Annotated in this window: 15 protein-coding genes; 3 read left to right on the forward strand and 12 right to left on the reverse strand. The window is 73.8% G+C overall.

Annotation, left to right across the window (positions count from 1 at the left end; translation table 11 throughout):
* Positions 1–172: 172 nt before the first annotated feature.
* The 8 genes from ACZ7BZ_RS29240 to ACZ7BZ_RS29275 all read right to left on the reverse strand — a co-directional run bounded on the left by ACZ7BZ_RS29240 (position 173) and on the right by ACZ7BZ_RS29275 (position 12,237).
* Positions 173–2,524 (reverse strand): tetratricopeptide repeat protein, encoded by a 2,352-nt coding sequence (locus tag ACZ7BZ_RS29240; RefSeq protein WP_470360947.1) that lies wholly within the window; start codon positions 2,522–2,524, stop codon positions 173–175.
* 421 nt (positions 2,525–2,945) lie between these two features.
* Positions 2,946–3,692 (reverse strand): methyltransferase domain-containing protein, encoded by a 747-nt coding sequence (locus ACZ7BZ_RS29245; RefSeq protein WP_470360948.1) that lies wholly within the window; start codon positions 3,690–3,692, stop codon positions 2,946–2,948.
* Between the two features lie 3 nt (positions 3,693–3,695).
* A complete protein-coding gene (locus ACZ7BZ_RS29250; protein ID WP_470361010.1) occupies positions 3,696–4,445 on the reverse strand; it encodes an SDR family oxidoreductase in 750 nt (249 codons plus the stop codon).
* On the reverse strand, positions 4,442–5,311 hold the full coding sequence (locus ACZ7BZ_RS29255; protein ID WP_470360949.1) for a TauD/TfdA family dioxygenase: 870 nt from the start codon (positions 5,309–5,311) through the stop codon (positions 4,442–4,444). The genes ACZ7BZ_RS29250 and ACZ7BZ_RS29255 overlap by 4 nt, the downstream gene beginning before the upstream one ends.
* Positions 5,308–6,609, reverse strand: coding sequence for an aspartate aminotransferase family protein (locus ACZ7BZ_RS29260; protein WP_470360950.1), 1,302 nt, complete (start codon positions 6,607–6,609; stop codon positions 5,308–5,310). Before ACZ7BZ_RS29260 ends, ACZ7BZ_RS29255 begins: the two co-directional genes overlap by 4 nt.
* Positions 6,610–6,698: 89 nt before the next feature.
* On the reverse strand, positions 6,699–10,817 hold the full coding sequence (locus ACZ7BZ_RS29265) for an AMP-binding protein (protein WP_470360951.1): 4,119 nt from the start codon (positions 10,815–10,817) through the stop codon (positions 6,699–6,701).
* On the reverse strand, positions 10,814–11,419 hold the full coding sequence (locus tag ACZ7BZ_RS29270; RefSeq protein ID WP_470360952.1) for a DUF6309 family protein: 606 nt from the start codon (positions 11,417–11,419) through the stop codon (positions 10,814–10,816). Before ACZ7BZ_RS29270 ends, ACZ7BZ_RS29265 begins: the two co-directional genes overlap by 4 nt.
* Positions 11,420–11,439: 20 nt before the next feature.
* On the reverse strand, positions 11,440–12,237 hold the full coding sequence (locus ACZ7BZ_RS29275; RefSeq protein WP_470360953.1) for a phytanoyl-CoA dioxygenase family protein: 798 nt from the start codon (positions 12,235–12,237) through the stop codon (positions 11,440–11,442).
* A 378-nt stretch (positions 12,238–12,615) separates the two neighbouring features.
* Here ACZ7BZ_RS29275 and ACZ7BZ_RS29280 point away from each other — a divergent pair, with 378 nt between their 5' ends.
* From ACZ7BZ_RS29280 to ACZ7BZ_RS29290, 3 genes are all read left to right on the forward strand, one after another.
* Positions 12,616–13,287: a TetR family transcriptional regulator gene (locus ACZ7BZ_RS29280; protein WP_470360954.1), complete on the forward strand. Its 672-nt coding sequence runs from the start codon at positions 12,616–12,618 to the stop codon at positions 13,285–13,287.
* 108 nt (positions 13,288–13,395) lie between these two features.
* Positions 13,396–13,590 carry a DUF1918 domain-containing protein gene (locus ACZ7BZ_RS29285; protein ID WP_470360955.1) on the forward strand — a complete coding sequence of 65 codons (195 nt, stop codon included), beginning with the start codon at positions 13,396–13,398 and terminating at the stop codon, positions 13,588–13,590.
* A gap of 50 nt (positions 13,591–13,640) precedes the next feature.
* Positions 13,641–14,318 carry a DedA family protein gene (locus tag ACZ7BZ_RS29290; protein ID WP_470360956.1) on the forward strand — a complete coding sequence of 226 codons (678 nt, stop codon included), beginning with the start codon at positions 13,641–13,643 and terminating at the stop codon, positions 14,316–14,318.
* A 26-nt stretch (positions 14,319–14,344) separates the two neighbouring features.
* Here the strand turns inward: ACZ7BZ_RS29290 and ACZ7BZ_RS29295 are convergent, their stop codons facing one another.
* From ACZ7BZ_RS29295 to ACZ7BZ_RS29310, 4 genes are all read right to left on the reverse strand, one after another.
* Complete coding sequence (locus tag ACZ7BZ_RS29295) at positions 14,345–15,094, reverse strand: PIG-L deacetylase family protein (RefSeq protein ID WP_470360957.1); 750 nt, start codon at positions 15,092–15,094, stop codon at positions 14,345–14,347.
* A 127-nt stretch (positions 15,095–15,221) separates the two neighbouring features.
* A complete protein-coding gene (locus tag ACZ7BZ_RS29300; RefSeq protein WP_470360958.1) occupies positions 15,222–16,430 on the reverse strand; it encodes an MFS transporter in 1,209 nt (402 codons plus the stop codon).
* On the reverse strand, positions 16,430–16,987 hold the full coding sequence (locus tag ACZ7BZ_RS29305) for a GNAT family N-acetyltransferase (RefSeq protein WP_470360959.1): 558 nt from the start codon (positions 16,985–16,987) through the stop codon (positions 16,430–16,432). Before ACZ7BZ_RS29305 ends, ACZ7BZ_RS29300 begins: the two co-directional genes overlap by 1 nt.
* Complete coding sequence (locus tag ACZ7BZ_RS29310; protein ID WP_470361011.1) at positions 16,984–18,204, reverse strand: type III PLP-dependent enzyme; 1,221 nt, start codon at positions 18,202–18,204, stop codon at positions 16,984–16,986. The genes ACZ7BZ_RS29305 and ACZ7BZ_RS29310 overlap by 4 nt, the downstream gene beginning before the upstream one ends.
* Between the last annotated feature and the right edge of the window lie 55 nt (positions 18,205–18,259).

Below are 18,259 nucleotides of genomic sequence, written 5' to 3' on the forward strand. Positions count from 1 at the left end.
CGATGCCGGCGGTGCACGCACCCGTAAGCCGCGCGCTGATCAGACGGGGTCAGTCGGGGTCAGACAGGGTCATACGGAAGCCGATCGGATCCGATGGAAGCCGAGGGAAGCCGATTCGATCCGATGGGTTCCTGGGATCCGATGGGATCCCGGCAGAGGTGCCGGAGCTTCGCTAATCCGCCGCGCCGGCCGAGGCTTTGGCGAGCCGGGCGTGCAGGTCGTCCAGATCGGTGGCGTCGGCGCCGCGCTCGGCGGCGAGTTCGACGTCCGCGCGGGCCCCGGCCGGGTCGCCGAGTTCGAGGCGCAGCACGGCTCGGTTGTAGGCGTAGTCCGGGTCGTCGGAGAGTTGGACCGCGCGGTCGAGGCAGGCCAGCGACTCCTGCGGGCGGCCGCTCGCGTGCAGGACGTGGGCGAGGTTGTTCCAGGCCTCGGTGAGCTTGGGGTTGCGGGCCACCGCGGTCCGCAGGCTCTCCTCCGCCTCGTCCGCGCGCCCGAGTTCGGACTGGGCCAGGCCGCGGTTGCTCCACGCCTGGGCGTTCTTCGGGTCGTGGTAGACGGCGGCGTCCAGGCTGACGAGTGCTTCGGCGGGGTTGCCCCGCTTGAGGTGGAGCACCCCGAGCCCCAGGTGCGCCCGCGCCTCCCCGGGCTTGAGTTCCACCACGCGCCGGAAGTCGCGTTCCGCGCTGTCCGAGTCCCCCCGCTGGACGTGCAGCCGGGCCCGGTTGAGGTGGGCCTCGTAGTACGGCGGGCACAGGGCGATGGCCCGCTCGTAGTACTCCAGTGCCTCGTCGAACCGGCCGGTGCGCTGCAGCATGTTGGCCAGGTCGTTGGCGTACTCCCCGTAGTTCGGGTCGAGGCCGATGGTCCGCTGGTAGACCTCGTAGGCCTTCGGGAAGTCCTTGACCATTTCGTGGATCTGCGCGGTGTTGTAGACGAGGATCGACTGGTGCAGCGCGTACTTCTCGTCACCGTAGATCTTCTGCATCCGGTCCATGCCCTCGGTGCAGAGCGCGAGCGCCTCGTCCATTCGTCCCTGCCGGGCGCGGATGTAGGCCAGGGCGTTCTCCGCGAAGACCTTGATGTACTCGAATTTGGGGTGGTCCTGGAATTCGGTGCCGAGCTTCTCCAGATTGAGCAGGGCGAAGCGTTCGGCGGTGTCGAGGTCGGGCGGCGACTGGTAGCGGCCGTGTGCCATGCTCTGTGAATAGAGCACGGTGGGTGTGTAGAGGCTCTGCGGGAAGTGCTGGTAGAAGGCGTCCAGATACGGAATGGAGACGTGCGCCAGTCCGAGCGAGTACAGCACGAAGGACATCCGCAGGTAGACCAGGTTGTGGGTCTGCCCGCCGCCGGGGAGGGTGCGCAGCTGGGGGTCCGCCCAGAAGCGCGAGAAGAGGTCGAACCAGGTGTCGTAGAGGCCGATCTCCTGGAGCGAGATCGACAGCGGGGCGAGCGCCACCATCCGGTCGGCGGCGTCGCGCAGGCCGAGGTGGTGGACGGGGTGGAGGACCTCCTCCGGCTCTCCGGCGAGTCCGGCGAGCACCTCCCGGTGGACCCTCTCCCTGGTGCCGCCGTCGTACGTCTCGTAGTTGCGCAGCACGATCGGGTCGTCGTCCGCGCAGTGCGCCCGGACGTACCGCTCCAGCAGCTCGTACCTGGGCCGCTCGCCGAGCAGGCTCAGGTAGAGGTCGAGGTGGGTCTCGAAGGTCAGGTAGTCCGGCAGCGAGACCTTGGCGTCGAGGCACCGCAGCAGCGCCGAGAGCCGGGCCGGCCTGCCCTGCGACAGCCGCCACAGGTGGTCGAACTGCTTGGCGGCCAGGGCCCCGTAGCCCCACGCCTCGATGAGTTCCCGGGCCTCGTCCTTGGAGAGCGGCGGCAGTACGGCCTGTGCGGCGTGCTCGACGAGGCCGATGTCCGGCTCGCCGTTGACCAGCAGGACGATCCGCAGCCGGCGGCAGAGCGTGCGGCGGCGGGCGACGATGTCGAGGAACCGCATCACCGTGGGAGAGAGCCGCTCGGCGTTGTCGATGACCAGGGTGTGCGGCTGCCCGTCCCGGGCGAGGAAGCCGTCCAGGAACTCGTACACGCCGTTGAGCAGCTTGTCCTGGTACTCGTGGAAGTAGAACCTGGTCCGCTCGTCGCGGTCGGCCACGCCGGTGAGGTCCTTCGGCATCCGGTAGGCCGGGGACTCGCGGTGCGGGAAGAGCCGCTTCAGCGACTGTTCGGCGGCCGCGACCAGTTCGGGGGCCTCGGCTTCCGCGACGGCGATCGCCCGGTCCAGCAGGGGCTGCAGCCCGGCCAGGTACCCGTGGCTCAGTTTGTCGCCGTTGCCCTCCACCGCGGTACCGGCGCGCCCGTTCGCCCCGGCTTCCAGCCAGGCGCGCACCGTGTCGGCCTTTCCGCTGCCGTCGGGCGCGGTGACCAGGAGGAACAACGGGCCGTCCGGGTCCGCGGAATCCAGTCGCCTGTCCGCCGTGTCCAGCTCACCGAAGAAAGCGGCGCGCACCCGCGAATGAAGAGCAGTCATACTGGATTCTCCCGGTCTCCCGAATCGTCGCGTCCGTGGTAGTGGGAGGCCCCGTGAAGGACCTCCCACCGAATTCGCCTTAACCGGCGACGTACGGCGTGGTGGTGCGCACGGTGTCCTGCTTCTCCGCGACCTTGACCTTCATCCTTGTCACCTCCTCACCCTGTCGTGGGCACCCGGGCGATGGCATCGGGCGCCCACAGCGTGCAACTAGAGACATGATCATGTCAAGGCGTTCATTCGATTATTGACGCCTTTTCCCGGGAACTCCGATAGCGATCGAATAATCTTCGCGGGCCTTCTGCGCGCCCGCGGTGATACGGGCGATGTTCACGCGACGGAAGGGGTTCGTGGTGGAGATGCCGCGGTCGGCGATCTGAAGCCGGTACGGGCCCGCCGTCGGGGCGACGGCCGCCTCGCCTCACGCCGCCGGGTCCCGGTGCCGCCACCGCACCGGGTCGAGGGCCGCCGCCGTACCCGGGGCGGTCGACGCCGGGGCCCGGTACCCGGCGCTGCCGAGCACCAGCATCTCGCCGTCTCCCGGCTGGAACTCGTACGCCACCCGTTCCACCCGGCTGCCGATGCCGACGCCCGCCAGCTCCTCCCGCAGCCGCTCCAGCCCCCGGTACCGCTCCCCGGTGTCGTACACCATGACCGGGAAGAGCCGGACCTCCCGCCGGGCCACCCGGGCGAGTTCCAGCAGCGCGGCCCGCACCGCCTCCCTGCCGAGCCGGTTGCCGTACGAGAAGACCAGGTGCGAGCTGAGTACCAGGTCGAAGGAGTCGTCGGGGAAGGGGAGTTCGGGCAGCGCCCCGGCGGCGTAGCGCTCCGGGCGGGCGGCGATGTCGGCCCGGAACAGCCGGGCGTTGGCGGTCCACTGCCGGATCATGTCGTCCGCGTCGGCGTACCAGGACCGGGACCAGCCGGTGGTCTCCTGGACCAGGAGGTCCCGCTTGAAGCCGGTCTCCCGTTCGACCAGCAGGCCCAACTCCTCGCGGTGCACGGCGTATTCGCGGTCGACGGCGACGGCGTCGATGCCCTGCCGGCCGGCTTCCGCGACGAAGCTCGCCGCGCCGCCCGGGCAGTCCAGGACCCGCTGGGCGAGGTCGCGGTCGGTGAGCGCGAACATCGCCCGGTACTCCGCGAAGGAGCGGGCACTGACCAGCACGGTTCAGCCCCTTCCGACGAACGGCATGGTGGTCGGCAGCACCACCAGGGACTGGATGGTGGTGTCCGGCGGCTGCGAGGCCATCAGCAGCAGCGCGTCGGTGAAGCGCTCGACCGGGATGGTCGCCTCCACCGCCATCGACCCGTCGGCCTGCATCGCGGCGGGCTGCGGCCCGCCGTCCGTCGGGGTGACGTTGCCGACGTCGATCTGCCCGCAGGAGATTCCGTACGGGCGGCCGTCCAGGGCGAGCACCTTGGTGAGGCCGAGGACGGCGTGCTTGGCGGCGGTGTAGGCCAGGGAATTGGGGCGCGGCACGTGGGCCGAGGGCGCGCCGTTGTTGATGATCCGGCCGCCCTGCGGGCTCTGGGCGCTCATCAGCCGGAAGGCCTCCCGGGCGCACAGGAAGCTGCCGGTCACGATGGTGTCCAGGACGCGGTTCCAGTCCTGGAAGGGCGTTTCGGTGATGGGCCGGCGCGGGGCGGCGGCGCCCGCGTTGTTGAACAGCAGGTCGAGCCGACCGTAGCGGTCGCGGACGGCGTCGAACAACCGGGCGACCTCCTCGGGGCTGCGGATGTCGGTCGGCACCGCGAGCACGCGTTCCGGGTCGACGGCCGCGAGCGCGGCGGTCTCCTCCAGCGCGTCCTTGCGGCGCCCGGCGAGCACCACCGTCCAGCCGGCGCCGAGCAGGGCGAGCGAGGAGGCCCGGCCGAGGCCGCTGCCGCCGCCGGTGACCAGCGCCACCTTCGGGTTCACGGCGTCCACGTCTCCCCCTCGTTGAGCCAGATCCGCAGCATTCGCCGGGCGTACCGGCCGGGTTCGTCCAGGTACGCCGAACGCCCGTGCAGCACCCGGCTGTTGCGGATCATCAGCAGGTCCCCGGCGGCCATCGGCAGGCCGAAGGCGATCTCCGGCCGGTAGAGCACCTCGTCCAGCACGCCGAGCGCCTCCCACTGACGGTCGGTCAGCTCCGGTCCGCCGCGGTCGGGCGAGGAGCGGACGGTGCGGGTCTGGTAGTAGCAGCCGATCGTGCCGTCCTTCCGGGGGTACAGGATCGGGGTGACGACCAGCTGCGGGCCGGCCCGGCCGGTGCGGTCGAAGGTCCAGTCCTCGCCGAGGGTGGCCAGGGCGTCCGGCCGCTCCCGGCCGATCAGGTCGTGGACGTGCCGGGCGCTCGCCAGCTTGGTCAACCCTCCGCCACGGTAGGCGGGTTGGAGGCAGAGCAGGATCAGCAGGTCACAGGTGTCGCAGTGGAAGCCGAGTTCGGTGTTGCCGTCGCCGTCCTGGTCGCGAAGCACGGAGGTGAGGTCGCCGCGCCCGTTCTGCGGGACGATCCGGCCGTAGTCCCGGAGCAGGAAGGCGAGCGCCTCGGTGATCTCCTGCTCGGGCCGGTCCGGGTCGACCACGTTGGCCAGGTGGGTGAGCCCGACCGAGTCGACGCTCTCCCGGACGAAGGCCCGCAGCCGCTCGCGCACCGGCTCGGCGGCACCCCAGCGTCCCGCCCGGGCGTCGGCCCACAGCAGGTCCCGTTCGTCGTCGCCCAACGGCAACGACCACATCTGCCGCCTCGCCTCCAACTCCAGGCTGTTCCAACCGATTTCGGTCACGGTGTGCTCGTTCACTGCGCCTCCTCGGGCCGGGCCCCGGCCGCGACGGCCTTGGACCAGAGTGCCAGTGCCTCGTCGGTCTGCGCGGCCGTGACGACCAGCGCGGGGATCATCCGGACCACGTTGAGGTGGATCCCGCAGAGCAGGAGCAGCAGTCCGAGCTCGGCGGCGGCCTGCTGGACGCGCAGGGCGGCCGCCGGATCGGGCGAGCCGTCCGGCCGGCAGAACTCGCTGGCCGCCATCAGCCCGAGGCCCCGGACGTCGCCGATGCCGGGCGCCCCGGCGGCGACCGCCCGCAGGCCGTCCAGCAGCCGGACGCCCTGTTCGGCCGCGTTCTCCACCAGCCGTTCCTCGCGCAGCACGTCCAGGGTGGCCAGCGCGGCGGCGCAGGCCAGCGGGTTCCCCCCGTAGGTGCCGCCCTGGGAGCCGGGCCAGGCGCGCCGCATCAGGTCGGTCGGCGCGGCGAGCGCGGACAGCGGCAGGCCGCTGGCCAGGCCCTTGGCGGTGATCAGGACGTCGGGCCGGAAGTCCTCCTCGCGCGGGCGGGCGGGCTCGTGCTGGTGGGCCCAGAACCGGCCGGTACGGCCGAAGCCGCTCTGCACCTCGTCCACGACCAGCAGGAAGCCGTGCCGGTCGGCGCGCTCGCGCAGTCCGGCGAGGAACCCGGCCGGGGCGGGGACGTAGCCGCCCTCGCCGAGCACCGGCTCGACGAACAGGGCCGCCGTCTCGGCGGGCGCGGAGACGGTGGCCAGCACCTCGTCCAGCCCGCGCAGGGCGTGCGCCACCGCCTCCTGCTCGGACAGGCCCAGCGAGAGCCGCAGCCGGAAGGCGGCCGGGAACGGCGCCACCGCGACCCCGGGCACCAGCGGGCCGATGCCCGCCCGGTAGCGGATCCCGGCGGTGCTGAGCGAGGCCGCGCCCATGGTGCGGCCGTGGAAGGAGCCTTCGAACACGATCACGTTCGGCCGCCCGGTGGCGTGCCGGACCAGCCGCAGCGCCGCCTCCACCGCCTCGGTGCCGGCGGTGGCGTAGCACACCGAGTCCAGGCCCGGCGGCAGCACCTCACCCAACCGTTCGGTGAGGGTGAGCAGTTGGTCGTGCAGCACGGTGGTGTACTGGCCGTGCAGCAGCCGGCCGGCCTGTTCGCGGACGGCCTCGACCACCCGGGGGTGGCAGTGGCCGGTGCTGGTCACCCCCACGCCGGAGGTGAAGTCGAGGTAGCGGCGGCCGTCAGCGTCGTAGAGGTGGAGGCCTTCGCCGCGCACGGCGACGACGGGGGTTGCCTGCTTCAGCACGGGGGAGAGCTGGGACAACGGAGTCTGCCTTCTCTCGGAGCCTGTCGGATCGGAGCCTGTCGGACGGGTCGAGCGGTTCGGTTCGAGGCGGGCCGGGCCGGGCCGGGTCAGCGGGGTGGCAGGTGGCCCGCCTCCGCCGCCCAGGTCTGCGCGGCGGACCACCACTGCCGGGTCGGCGCGCTGAAGCGCACACCCAGCCGGTCCAGCACCGAGGTGGTGTACGCGCCGTCCACCCGGACGTTGCGCTCCTCCTGCTGGGTCCAGGCGGCGGCCAGCCGGGCGGCCGTCGGGTGCTGCCGCTCGACCCGGGCGAGGGCGGCGGCGAAGGTCGCGTCGTCGGTGAGCCGGACCGGGTGGCCGTGGGCGGTGAGCCAGCCGACGAGTTCGTCGTGCGGCGTCTCGTACGGGGTCTCGACGTGGTAGGCGCCGGGTGCCGCGTACGGGTCGAGGGCGATCGCGGCGATCCCGGCGGCCACCGTGTCCACGTGCGAGAACGCGAAGGCGGTGGCCGGCCGGCTGGGGGCGGCGCCGGCCAGCAGGTAGCCGCGGACCAGCTGGTAGATCCGGTTGTCGCCGAGGTTGGCCTGGAAGGCGCCGGTCCGGCTGTGCGCGGCGATGTGGCCGCTGCGGTACAGGTAGGCGGCGTGCCCGGTGGCCGCCCAGGCCCGGACGGCTTGCTCGGCACGGTACTTGGAGCGTTCGTACGGGGTGCGGAAGTGCTGACCGATCCACAGGTCGGCCTCGCTGAACCGGCGCGGCGGGCCGTCCACCCCGCCGGACACGGCCAACGTGGAGACGTGGTGCAGCCGGGCTCGCGGGGCGTGCTCATCGACCCAGCCGAGCAGTCGGCGCACCGCCGTGTGGTTGGCGCGCTCCAGCTCGTCGGGCGAGGCGACCAGCCGGACGTCCGCGGCCGCGTGCACCACGATCCGGGCGTCCCGGGCCCGCTCCAGCCCGGCCGGGGAGAGGCCGAGGCCGTCGCGGTCGAGGTCCCCGGCGACGACGTGGGCCCGCTCGCCGGCCAGCCGCCGTACGGCCGCGGCGTCGTCGGCGGCCCGCACCAGGCAGGTGACCACCGCGCCGCGCCGCCGGAATGCGTCCAGCAGGTGGCGGCCGAGGTAGCCGGTGGCGCCGGTGAGCAGCACCCGGGCGGGTTCGCGGACGGCGGCCCGGGCGGTGGGCGCCACCCGGGCGTGCAGCAGCTGCCCGGAGGTGGAGAGCGGTGAGCGGACGGGCTGGGCCGCGGTGGGCCCGGCGAGGGCGGTGGCGAAGCCTTCGAGGATCCGCCGGGCGGCCGGGTGCGCCATGGCGGGCCGGCCGTACACCAGGTCGGCGACCAGCCGCTGCTCCACCACCCGTGCGGTGAGCCGCAGTCGATACAGCGGGTCGCCGCCGGCGCAGCGGGCCGTACCGGCCTGCTCGTCGGCGACGGTCCAGTCCAGCGCGGGCTCCTCGGGCAGCCGGAAGGTTCCGAGGAAGTTGAAGCCGACGTCCGGGCGCGCGCCGGGCGCGTCCATCGGCCGGACGGGTGTCTCGCGCAGCCGCCGCGCCGTGTCCGCCGGTCCGGCGGCGGCCGAGGGATCCAGGGCGACGTGCTTGACGGCGGTGAACCAGCCGACGGTGTCCAGGTGTTCGCCGGGGTCGCCGCCGGTGTCCCGGCCATGGGTCTCGACCTCCACCGCGAGCCGGGGCTCGCCGCGCCAGTCGGCGACGGCTCCGGCGAAGGCGTCCAGCAGGACGGCCTCCAACCCGGCCCCGCCGCCGTGCGCGGCGACCAGTCGGGCGGTGGCGGCGGCGTCCAACGCCCAGCTGAGCGCGGCCGGTCGGGTGGGCGCCCCGGCGGCGGGAGCGAGAGCGGGAGCAGCGGGATCGGAAGCAGGAGGGGCGGCGGCCGCCCACTGGTAGAAGTCGCCCGTGGGCGGCGGCTCGGCCACCCCCGGAGCGGACACTTCCCCGTCGAGCACCGCCCGGTACGCCTGGGCGAGGTCGTCCAGCAGGATCCGCCAGGACAGCCCGTCGACCACCAGGTGGTGGGCGATCAGCGCGAGCCGCTGGTCGGTGCCGGGCGGGCCGGTGAACAGGTGGGCGCGCAGCAGCCGGCCGGCCGCCGGGTCGAGGCTGCGGTGGAGTTCGGTGCAGACCCCGGCGACGGTGTCGGCGATCGCACCGGCGGCGCGGGGGATGCGGGAGTGGGAGAGCGGGTCGAGGTCGGTGACGGCGAGCGGTTCGCCGGGGCCGTCGGGGCGGACGGGTCGGCGCAGCGCCGGGTGGCGTTGCAGGACGGCCGTCAGGGCCGCCGCGAGCGCGGCCGGGTCGACGGTGGCGCGGCAGCGCAGCAGGACGGACTGGTTCCAGTGCCGCAGGTCGTCGACCGACCGTTGCTGGTACAACCACCGCTGGGCGGGGGCGAGTTGGCCGCCATCACTCTGCTGCGTCGGCCCAGTGGCAGCGCCGACGGGCACGGCCACCGCGGCCAGTCCGGCGGCCGTCGGGTGCCGGTAGAAGTCCTCGTAGGCGACCCGCAGTCCGGAGCGCCGCAGCAGGGCGATGGTGCGCATGGCGAGGATGGAGTCCCCGCCGAGGCCGATCACGTCCGTCCGCGGTCCGACGGCGGGCAGTCCGAGCGCGCCGGCCCAGAACCGGGCGATCTCCCCGGCCAGGCCGTCCGCGGCTGGCTCCGCCGACTCGGCTCGGGCCTCGACCAGGTGGTCCACCAGCTCGCCGAGCCGGGCCCGGTCCAGCTTGCCGTTCGACCCGTACGGGAAGTCCGGCAGCACCAGGATCGGCTGCGGCACGGAGTAGCCGGGGAGCCGGTCACGCAGGTGGTCGACCAGCCCAGCCACCTCGACGGACGGGTCCAACATCCGCACCGTGCCGATCAGTTGGTTTCCGAGCGCGGCCTCCCGCAGCAGCGCCGCGGAGCCGACCACCCCCGGGTAGCCGTCCATCGCCCGCTCGACCTCGGCGAGGTCGACCCGGTACCCCCGGACCTTCACCTGGCGGTCCACCCGGCCGAGGAACACCAGCTGCCCGTCGGCCCGGCGGCGGCACAGGTCGCCGGTGCGGTACGTGCGCCGGCCGTCCCGCCGGACGAAGCCCCGGGCGGTCTCCTCGGGCCGTCCGAAGTACCCGGCGCTGACGCCCCGCCCGCCGATCAGCAGCTCCCCCGCCGTACCGTCGGCCACCGCCCGCCCGGCGCCGTCGACCAGGGTGAGCTGCACCTCGCCGATCCCGCTGCCGATCGGTACGGTCGGCTCCCCCTCGGGCAGTTGGCGGGCTGTGGTGGCCAGGAAGCAGGTCGCGCCGACGGTGGTCTCGGTCGGGCCGTAGTGGTTGACCAGCCGCTCGGTGACGCCGCCGTCGAGCAGAGCGGCGGCGAGCGGGCGCGGCAGGGCCTCGCCGCCGAGCAGCAGGGTGCGCAGCGGCGGGGTGCCGGCCGGGCGGCCCTCCAGCAGGGCGGTCAGGTGCGAGGGGGTGGTCTTCAGGGTGTCGGCCCCGGCGCGGCGCAGGGTGGCCCAGAAGGCCGCCGGGTCGCGCACCTCGCGGTCGGGGACCACGTGCACGGAGCCGCCGGTGACCAGGGCGAGCAGCCAGGCGGTGTGGCCGAGGTCGGCGGCGAACGTGGTGACGTGGGCGAGGACGGGGGCGTCGGCCTCGGTGAGCCCGAGCCGGTCGGCCAGCGCGTGCGCGTAGTGGACGGCGTTGGCGTGGGTGACGGCCACCGCCTTGGGTTCGCCGCTGGATCCGGAGGTGAAGGACAGGTACGCCGGGTCGTCCCCGGTGGGCTCGTCGCCCGACCAGGACGGAGCCGCCGGGGGGAGGCCCAGGACGTCCACCACCTCCCGGCGGGGCCCGTCGAACCCGTCCTCGGTGGCGAGCACCCGACCGACCCCGACGGCCGCCAGCCGCCGGGCCAGGTCGGCCGCCGTCCAGTCCGGATCGGTCAGTACGGCGGCGGCGCCGGAGCGCAGCACCCCGTGCAGCAGCACCAGCATCCGGGCGTCCCGGGGCCCGAGCAGGGCGACCCGGTCGCCGCGCCCGGTGCCGCCGGCGGCCAGTCGGGCGGCGATCCGCCCGGCGGCGGCGTCCAGGGTGCGGTGGTCGAGGGTGTGGCGGCCGTCGCTGACGGCGGGCCGGTCGGGGTGGGTACGGGCGAGGTGGGTCAGCAGCGCGCTGAGCGAGCCGGTGGCGGGCGTGGACCGAACGTGCTGCGTCGCGGAGGTCACGCCGGTTCGTCCCCCGTCCGGATCGGGGCGTCCGGTGGGGCGAGGTCGGCCCGTTGGGCGGGGGCGTCCGGCGCAGCGAGGTCGGCCGGGTCGCCCGCCAAGTACCCTTCCAGCTCGGCGCGTTCGATCAGCCGGCCGGCCAGCTCCCAGGCCAGCATGCGGTGCAGTCCGTCGACGTGGATCAGCCCGTGACTGACCGTCAGACCAGCGTAGTCGGGGTGGTCGACCGGCGCGGTGGCGAGGTAGAGCGCACTGAAGGGCGCTCGGCGGAGCAGCCGCAGCTTCGCCGAGCAGACCGGGTTGGCCGCCGCCCAGTCGGCGCCGCCGGTGCGGACGCGTTCGGCCGCGTCGGCGACGGTCAGCCCGGTGCGCGGGACGAGTTCGAGTTCGCCGCCCTCGCTGAGGTGCCAGGGCAGCACGACGCCGAGGACGTCGGCCCGGGTGAGCCGGATCCGCCACCAGCCACCGGGGATCACGGCGGCGCGTTCGAGGTTCTCCTCGCCGTACAGGTTGGTGTTCGCCTCGTGGGCCCGTTCCACCGGGTGGTCCCGCAGGTAGGCGTCGTGCACCTCGGAGTGGGCGACGGCGGTGACGATCTCCACGGCAGTGCTCCTCAGGCGGTTCAGACGGTTCCGGTGTACTCGGTGAAGTGGTGTTCCGCGAACAGGTCGGGCCACTGGCCGTCGGCCAGGTCCAGTTCGCGGGCCCGGGCGAGCATCCGCCGCCAGTGCGGCTTCACCGGGCGCCAGCGCGCCCCGACCTGGCAGTAGGAAGCGTCGATGAAGTAGCGAGGCCGGCCGGGCCCGTCGGGCGCCGGTCTGCGGGTGTGGAACAGCGCCGAGTTGAGCAGCACGGTGGTGCCGGGCGGCAGCCGGTCGAGGACCACCTCGCCGGGCAGTTCGCCGGTGCCGTGGTGGGCGTAGGCGGTCTTGTCGGCGGCGGTGCGGTGCGAGCCGGGCAGCACGGCCAGGCTGCCGACCCGCTCGTCCAGGCCGCCGAGGTAGTGCAGGGCGTGGACCATCAGCAGCGACGGGTCGGCGCTGTCGTTGGGCTCGCAGTCGTGGTGCCAGGGCTTGCCGGGGATGTCGGGGGCCTGGCGGTCGCTGTGCAGGTGGTGGAAGACGAAGTGCGGGCCGATCAGCCCGGTCAGCGCGCGCAGCAGCGGCGGGTGGGTGAGCAGCTCGCCGTGGGCGGGGAGCTCCAGTTCCAGCACCGGGGGCGGCCCGTGCCGTTCGGGGTCGGCGCAGGCGGCGATCGAGCGGGCCCGCAGGCCCTCGTCCACCCACCGGTCCACCTCGGGGGCGAGGCGTTCGCGCAGTGTCTCGGGGAGCAGCCCGGGCAGGACGAGGTAGCCGGAATCCAGGAACTGGCGGCGGTGCTCGGTGTCGAGGGCCTCACGCCCCGTGGAGAACAGCGTCACCGTTCCGACCACCTCCTTCCGTTCGACGGGACGCACAGCCGGTGCGTCGGGTGCGAGCACAACGGGACTCGGTACGGGCAAGGGGGCTCACGGGTCCGTCCAGACTTCGGGTGGCGGCGGTATCGCCCGTCGTCGCCACGGCCAGCTGGGATCGCGGTCACCACGAAGAGGCACGCAATGATCACGCAAGGTGATCCGCCCCAGGAGTATGAACCGGCCATCGCGTCCACGACAAGAGCAAAGCCAACCCGTCGACACCTTCCCGCCACCGTGCCGTTCAGCTCCGGCCACCAGTTGATTCCCTCCCCAGCGGGAACACCGGCGCTCTCCCGCCCCGATGATTCGCCGTCGGAACAGCCGATGCGGCAGAGTTGCGCCATGAGCGTCGACGCCCGGAGTCTCCAGCACAGCCCAGGTCCGGCCAGGCGGCGGCCGGTCCAGCAGCGCAGCCAGGAGCGGTACGGCCGCATCCTGGACGCCTGCGCCGGACTGCTGGACGAGGTCGGGGCGACCGCGCTCACCACCAAGGAGGTCGCCCAGCGCGCCCAGGTGCCGATCGGCACCCTGTACCAGTTCTTCGCCGGCAAGGAGGACCTGCTGGCCGCCCTGGCCACCCGCAACCTCGACCACTACCTCCAGCGCCTGGACGCCCTGCTGGCCCGGTCCGCCCCGGTCGACCCGGCCGGGTTCTCCGACCTCGCCGTGGAGGAGTTCGTCGCGATGAAGCGCACGGTGCCCGGCTTCGGCCAGGTGGACTTCGGGCTGGCCGGCACGGTCGTGCCGTCCGGGGTGCGGGACGAGACCCACCTGCTGGACGCGGGCGTGGACAACAACACCGCCGTCGCCCTGCGGCTGCAGGCGCTCGGCGGCGAGCTATTCGAGGCGGGCGACCCGGCGGCCACCACGCTCGCCCTGCGGGTCGCCCTGGAGGCGGCCGACGCGGTGCTCAAACTGGCCTTCCGGGGGGACCCCCAGGGCGATCCGGCCCTGATCGCCGAGTGCAAGCGGCTGGTGCGCGGTTATCTCGCGCAACAGCTGCCCGTCCGCTGACGCCCGGCCCAGCGGCCCCGCGAAGCCCGTCCGTCCGAGCCGTTGCGAGGCCGTCGCCCGCGCAGCACAGTGGATAGCGGAACGGCCGTACGACCCGAGGAGCAGACCATGCACGCAGCGGTAGGTGACCAGCTCCACATCCACAGCAGAGCGGTGGGCATGACCGACCAGAAGGGCGAGATCATCGAGGTGCGCGGCACCAACGGCGAACCGCCGTACGTGGTCCGCTTCGAGGACGGCCACGAGGGCCTGATCTACCCCGGCCCCGACTGCAACATCGAATCCCGCCTGGCGGAACGCTGACCCACTCCCCCACCATCCCGCGCCGGTCCCGGGCGAGGTGGTGAGGAGCGGTGTCCGCGCCGACGACCCCCCTGCCCGGGGCGCTCTCCGGGCTCGCGCCACTGCTGGACCACTACGGGTACCTGGCGGTGGCGCTGCTCGTGCTGCTGGACAACTGCGGCATCCCGGTGCCGGGGCAGACCATCCTGGTGCTCGCCTCGGTCTACGCGGGCACCGGACACCTGGACTTCGCCGCCGTGCTGCTGATCGCGGTGGTCGCCGCCACCCTCGGCAACAGCCTGGGCTACCTGATCGGCCACACCGGCGGGCGCGCCTTCGTCCACCGCTGGGGCCGGTACGTGCTGCTCACCCCGGCCCGGATGGAACGCGCGGACGGCTTCTTCGCCCGGCAGGGCGGCAAGGTCGTCACGGTCGCCCGCTTCGTGGACGGGCTGCGCCAGTACAACGGCATCATCGCCGGGACCACCGAGATGCCCTGGCGCCGCTTCGCCGTCTTCAACCTGCTCGGCGCCGTGCTGTGGACGGGCGTCTGGGGCACCTTCGGGTACGTCGCCGGGGCCAACATCGGGACGGTGTACCGGACGGCGCTGCGCTACCAGCTCTGGTTCGCGGTCGGGCTGGGCGTGCTGGTCGCGGTGCTGCTGCTGCGGCAGGTGCTGCGCTACCGGCGCCGGGGCCGCGAGGACGCCGGCGCCTCCGCCGACGAGCCCCCCGCGCCCCGCGAGTGACTGGGTCCCGTCCGGCCGGACAGGGCCTAGCGCAGCGGGAACACCTCGAACGGCACCGCGAAGCGCGTCCCCAGCCGGGTGCCCGCGCCCCGGCCGAAGCCTTCCAGGAACTCCCGGGGCTCCGCCATCGCCCCGCCCAGTCCGGCGAGGTACGCCTTGTGCTCCGCCAGTGAGGCGACACCCAGGTCGAAGGTGTCGGTGGTGTCCGCCGCGTGCCGGGCCTCGGGCGAGGCGGCCGCCCAGATCTGCCGGACCCCGTTCCAGGGCTCGTGGCCCTCGTCCAGCAGCTCGCGGAACACCCAGCGGTTCCCGGCGTCGCGCACGCCGTCCAGGGTGGCCCGGCCGACCGCGATGTGGTCGGCCTGGTTGAGGAACACCCCGCCGTAGGTGTCCCGGAAGTTGCCGGTGATCACGATGTCCGGGCGGTGCCGGCGGACCACCCGGGCGATGTCGCGGCGCAGCGGCAGGCCGTACTCGACCACGCCGTCCGGGTGGCCGAGGAACTCGACGGTCTCCACCCCGACGACCCGGGCCGAGGCGATCTGCTCGGCCTCGCGCAGCGGCCCGCACTCCTCGGGGTCGAGCGAGTCGATCCCGGCCTCGCCGCTGGTGACCATCACGTAGATCACCTGCTTGCCCTGGGCCGTCCAGCGGGCGACGGCCGCCGCGCCGCCGTACTCCATGTCGTCGGGGTGGGCGACGATCGCCACGGCGGTGTGCCAGTCCTCGTCGACAGGCTCGAAGGGCTCGAAGGTCTCGGGGGTCTGCTCGGTCATGCTGTTCCCTCTCCTGCGGCTCACACGGCTCGTGGTCGTACGGTCGTACCGCAGGTGACTCTAGAAGCTCTCCTGCCCCACACGCCGTCGGACGCCCTCCTCCGGGCGGGCGACAACCGGTGGGCCGTCAGCTCGCCTCGGGGGCGAGCTGGGTGGCAGGTCGGGGTCGGGGCTGCGGCCAGCCGATCCGGGTGGCGCACAGGGAGACCACCGCGGCGGAGACGGCCACCGCGGCCATGCCCCAGACCAGGCTGGTGCCGCCGGCGATGAAGCCGATCACGGCGGGGCCGGCCAGCAGGCCGGTGGTGCCCATGGCTGCGACCAGGGAGAGCGCGTCCGGGCCCTGCCGGGCGGCGGCGACGTAGACGCACGGGGTGACGGCGGCGACGCCGAGGCCGACGCAGGCGAAGCCGAGCAGGGTCGGCACGACGCCGCCGGCCAGCAGGGCGAGCGCGAGGCCGAGGCCGGCCAGCAGGCTGCCGGCGCGCACGATCCGGCCGTCGCCGAGCCGGGTGCGCCAGCCGTCGGCGAAGATCCGGGCGCAGACCATCATCACCGAGACGACGGCGATGCCCAGCGGGGCGATCCCGGCACCCGCGTGCACCACGTCCTTGAGGTAGAGCGCCGACCAGTCGTTCATCGCGCCCTCGGTGACGGTGCCGAAGACCATCGCCAGGCCCATCCAGAGCGTGGCCGCGGCGGGCAGGGCGAAGCGTCGGCGCCCCTTGTTCCGCTCCGTCGCAGCGGCGGCCTGCGGCGGCCCGTCGGCCAGCAGGCCCGGCCGGGCGGCCACCACCAGCAGCACCAGCAGCAGGGCGGCCAGGCCGAAGTGGACGGCGAGGGTGCCGGTGAAGGCGTTGACGCCGGAGGCCAGCAGGGCGGCCAGCAGCGAGCCGGCACTGAAGGTGGCGTGCAGCCTGGACATCGTGGTGCGCTCGAAGCGGGCCTCCAGCGCGGCGCCCTGGGCGTTCATCGCGACGTTCAGGCAGCCGACCGCGACGCCGTCGCAGAACAGCACCAGCAGGGTGACCGGGTAGTTCGGCACCACCGACAGGGCCAGCAGGATCACCCCCAGGGCCAGCGCGGACAGCACCGAGAGCAGCCGGGAGCCGAGCCGCCGCATCAGCACCGCGACCAGCGGGAAGGACACCGCCGCGCCGATCCCGCAGGTCATCAGCAGCAGGCCAATCTGGGCCTCGCCCAGGTCGAGCCGGGCCTTGAGCGCGGGCACCCGGGAGACCCAGGTCGCGTACTGCAGTCCGAGGACGAAGAACAGTGCGCCGATGGCCAGTTGGGACCGGCGGAACTCGTCGCGTGCGGGGGAGGACATCAGCATCAGCCCACTTCGGCTCTGGGCGCGGATCCGGGGGTCGGGTCCACGGGGTTCGGGGCGGCGCGGTCCAGCGGCTTCGCCATGTAGACCGCCTCGGCGCCGTAGCTCGCGGGCAGCCCGACCTCCGGCCGGGCGCGGTAGCCCAGCCGGCTCCACAGCACCTCGGAGCCGCGCACGGCGACCAGCGAGAGGGTGCGGTGGCCGGCCACCCGGCCGGCCACCTCCAGGTGCCGCAGCAACCGCGGGGCCAGGCCCCGGCCGCGGGCCCGCTCGGCGATCACCAGGTCGTGGGCGTGCAGGTTGCTGGACCGCACGGCGCCGTCCGAGGAGGCCCGGCTGAGGTCCGGGCAGCGGAACAGCGGGAACGGCAGGGCGAGCAGGTAGCCGACGAAGCCGTCCGCGTCCTCCAGCACGAAGCAGGTCGACGGCGAGGCACGGTGCCGGGAGCGCAGCGCCGCACCGCCCTCGGACAGGCCGCTGGCGGCGTAGGCCCGCTCCTCGGCGGCGATCACCGCGGGCCAGTCGGTGTCGCGGAGCAGCCGGATCCGGGTGTCGGTCATGTGTCACCCCGCTCGGTGGGGCGGCCGCCGACGCAGGTGTACGGCAGCGGCGCGAAGCCGTTGAACCCCTGGGTGGCGTAGGCGGTGGCGTACGCGCCGCAGGAGTGGATCCACACCGGGTCGCCGGAGGCGATCGCGCGCGGGACCCGTACCGCGCCGCCGTCTTGGGCGTACGCGTCGTCGCTGTCGCAGGTCGGGCCGGCCACCACGGCGTTGACGAACTGGCCGCCGGGGTGGGTGGGGAACTCCAGGCGGTACTGCAACTGGTCCATCTCGTAGAGGCCGTTGAACTTGCCGCAGCTCAGGTAGAGCCAGTCCTCCCGGGTGCCGTCGAGCCGGTGGCGGGAGGAGAGCCGGGCGACGTGGGCGCGGATCGCGCCGTGGTCGGCGACCAGGTGGCGGCCGGGCTCCAGCAGGAAGTCCAGCGGGGCGGCGTTGACGGCGCGCAGCCGTTCCATGCCCTCGCGGAGCACCGTGAACATCTTGTCCAGCGGCGGTTCGAGCGCTCGGCCGCCGCGGTCGAGCACCCCGAGGGCGGGCAGTCCGCCGCCCAGGTTGATCCGGTCCGGGGTGATGCCGCGCCAGTTGAGCGCCTCCAGCACGGCGGCCAGCGACTCGATCGCGGTGGCCCAGGCCTCGGCGGTCATCTGCTGGGAGCCGACGTGCACGGACAGCCCGGAGGGCACCAGTCCGGCGGTGCGGGCGGCACCGAGCACCCGCAGGGCGTCCTCGGGCGAGCAGCCGAACTTGTGGCTGAGGCCCCACAGGGCACCCTCACCGGTGGTCGCGATGCGGCAGAACACCCGTGAGCCGGGGGCGTGTTCGGCGATCGCGGCGACGTCCTCCAGACTGTCGGTGGCGAAGTCGCGCACGCCCAGCCGGTAGGCCTCGGCGATGTTCCGGTCGGACTTGATGGTGTTGCCGTAGTGGATCAGCTCGGGGGCCACCCCGGTGCGCAGCGCCTGGGCGATCTCCTGCGGGCTGGCCGCGTCGAAGCCGGAGCCGAGCCCGGCGAGGTGGCCGAGCACCTCGTCGACGGGGCACGCCTTCATCGCGAACCGGACGGCCACACCGGGCAGTTCGGCGCACAGGGCGGCGTACTGGCGGCCGATGCCGGCCAGGTCGTAGATGACGGTGTCCCCGGTGGCGGCGGCGAGCGCGGCGCGCAGGGCGGCGTGGTCGTGCTGGTCGGGACGGGGCGCGCGGTCGGCGTGCACGGTCTCGGCCGCGGTCGGGGCGCGGTGGTTGGTGCGCCCCCGCGCCTCGGCGGGC

Source organism: Kitasatospora sp. NPDC036934 (genome assembly GCF_055608425.1).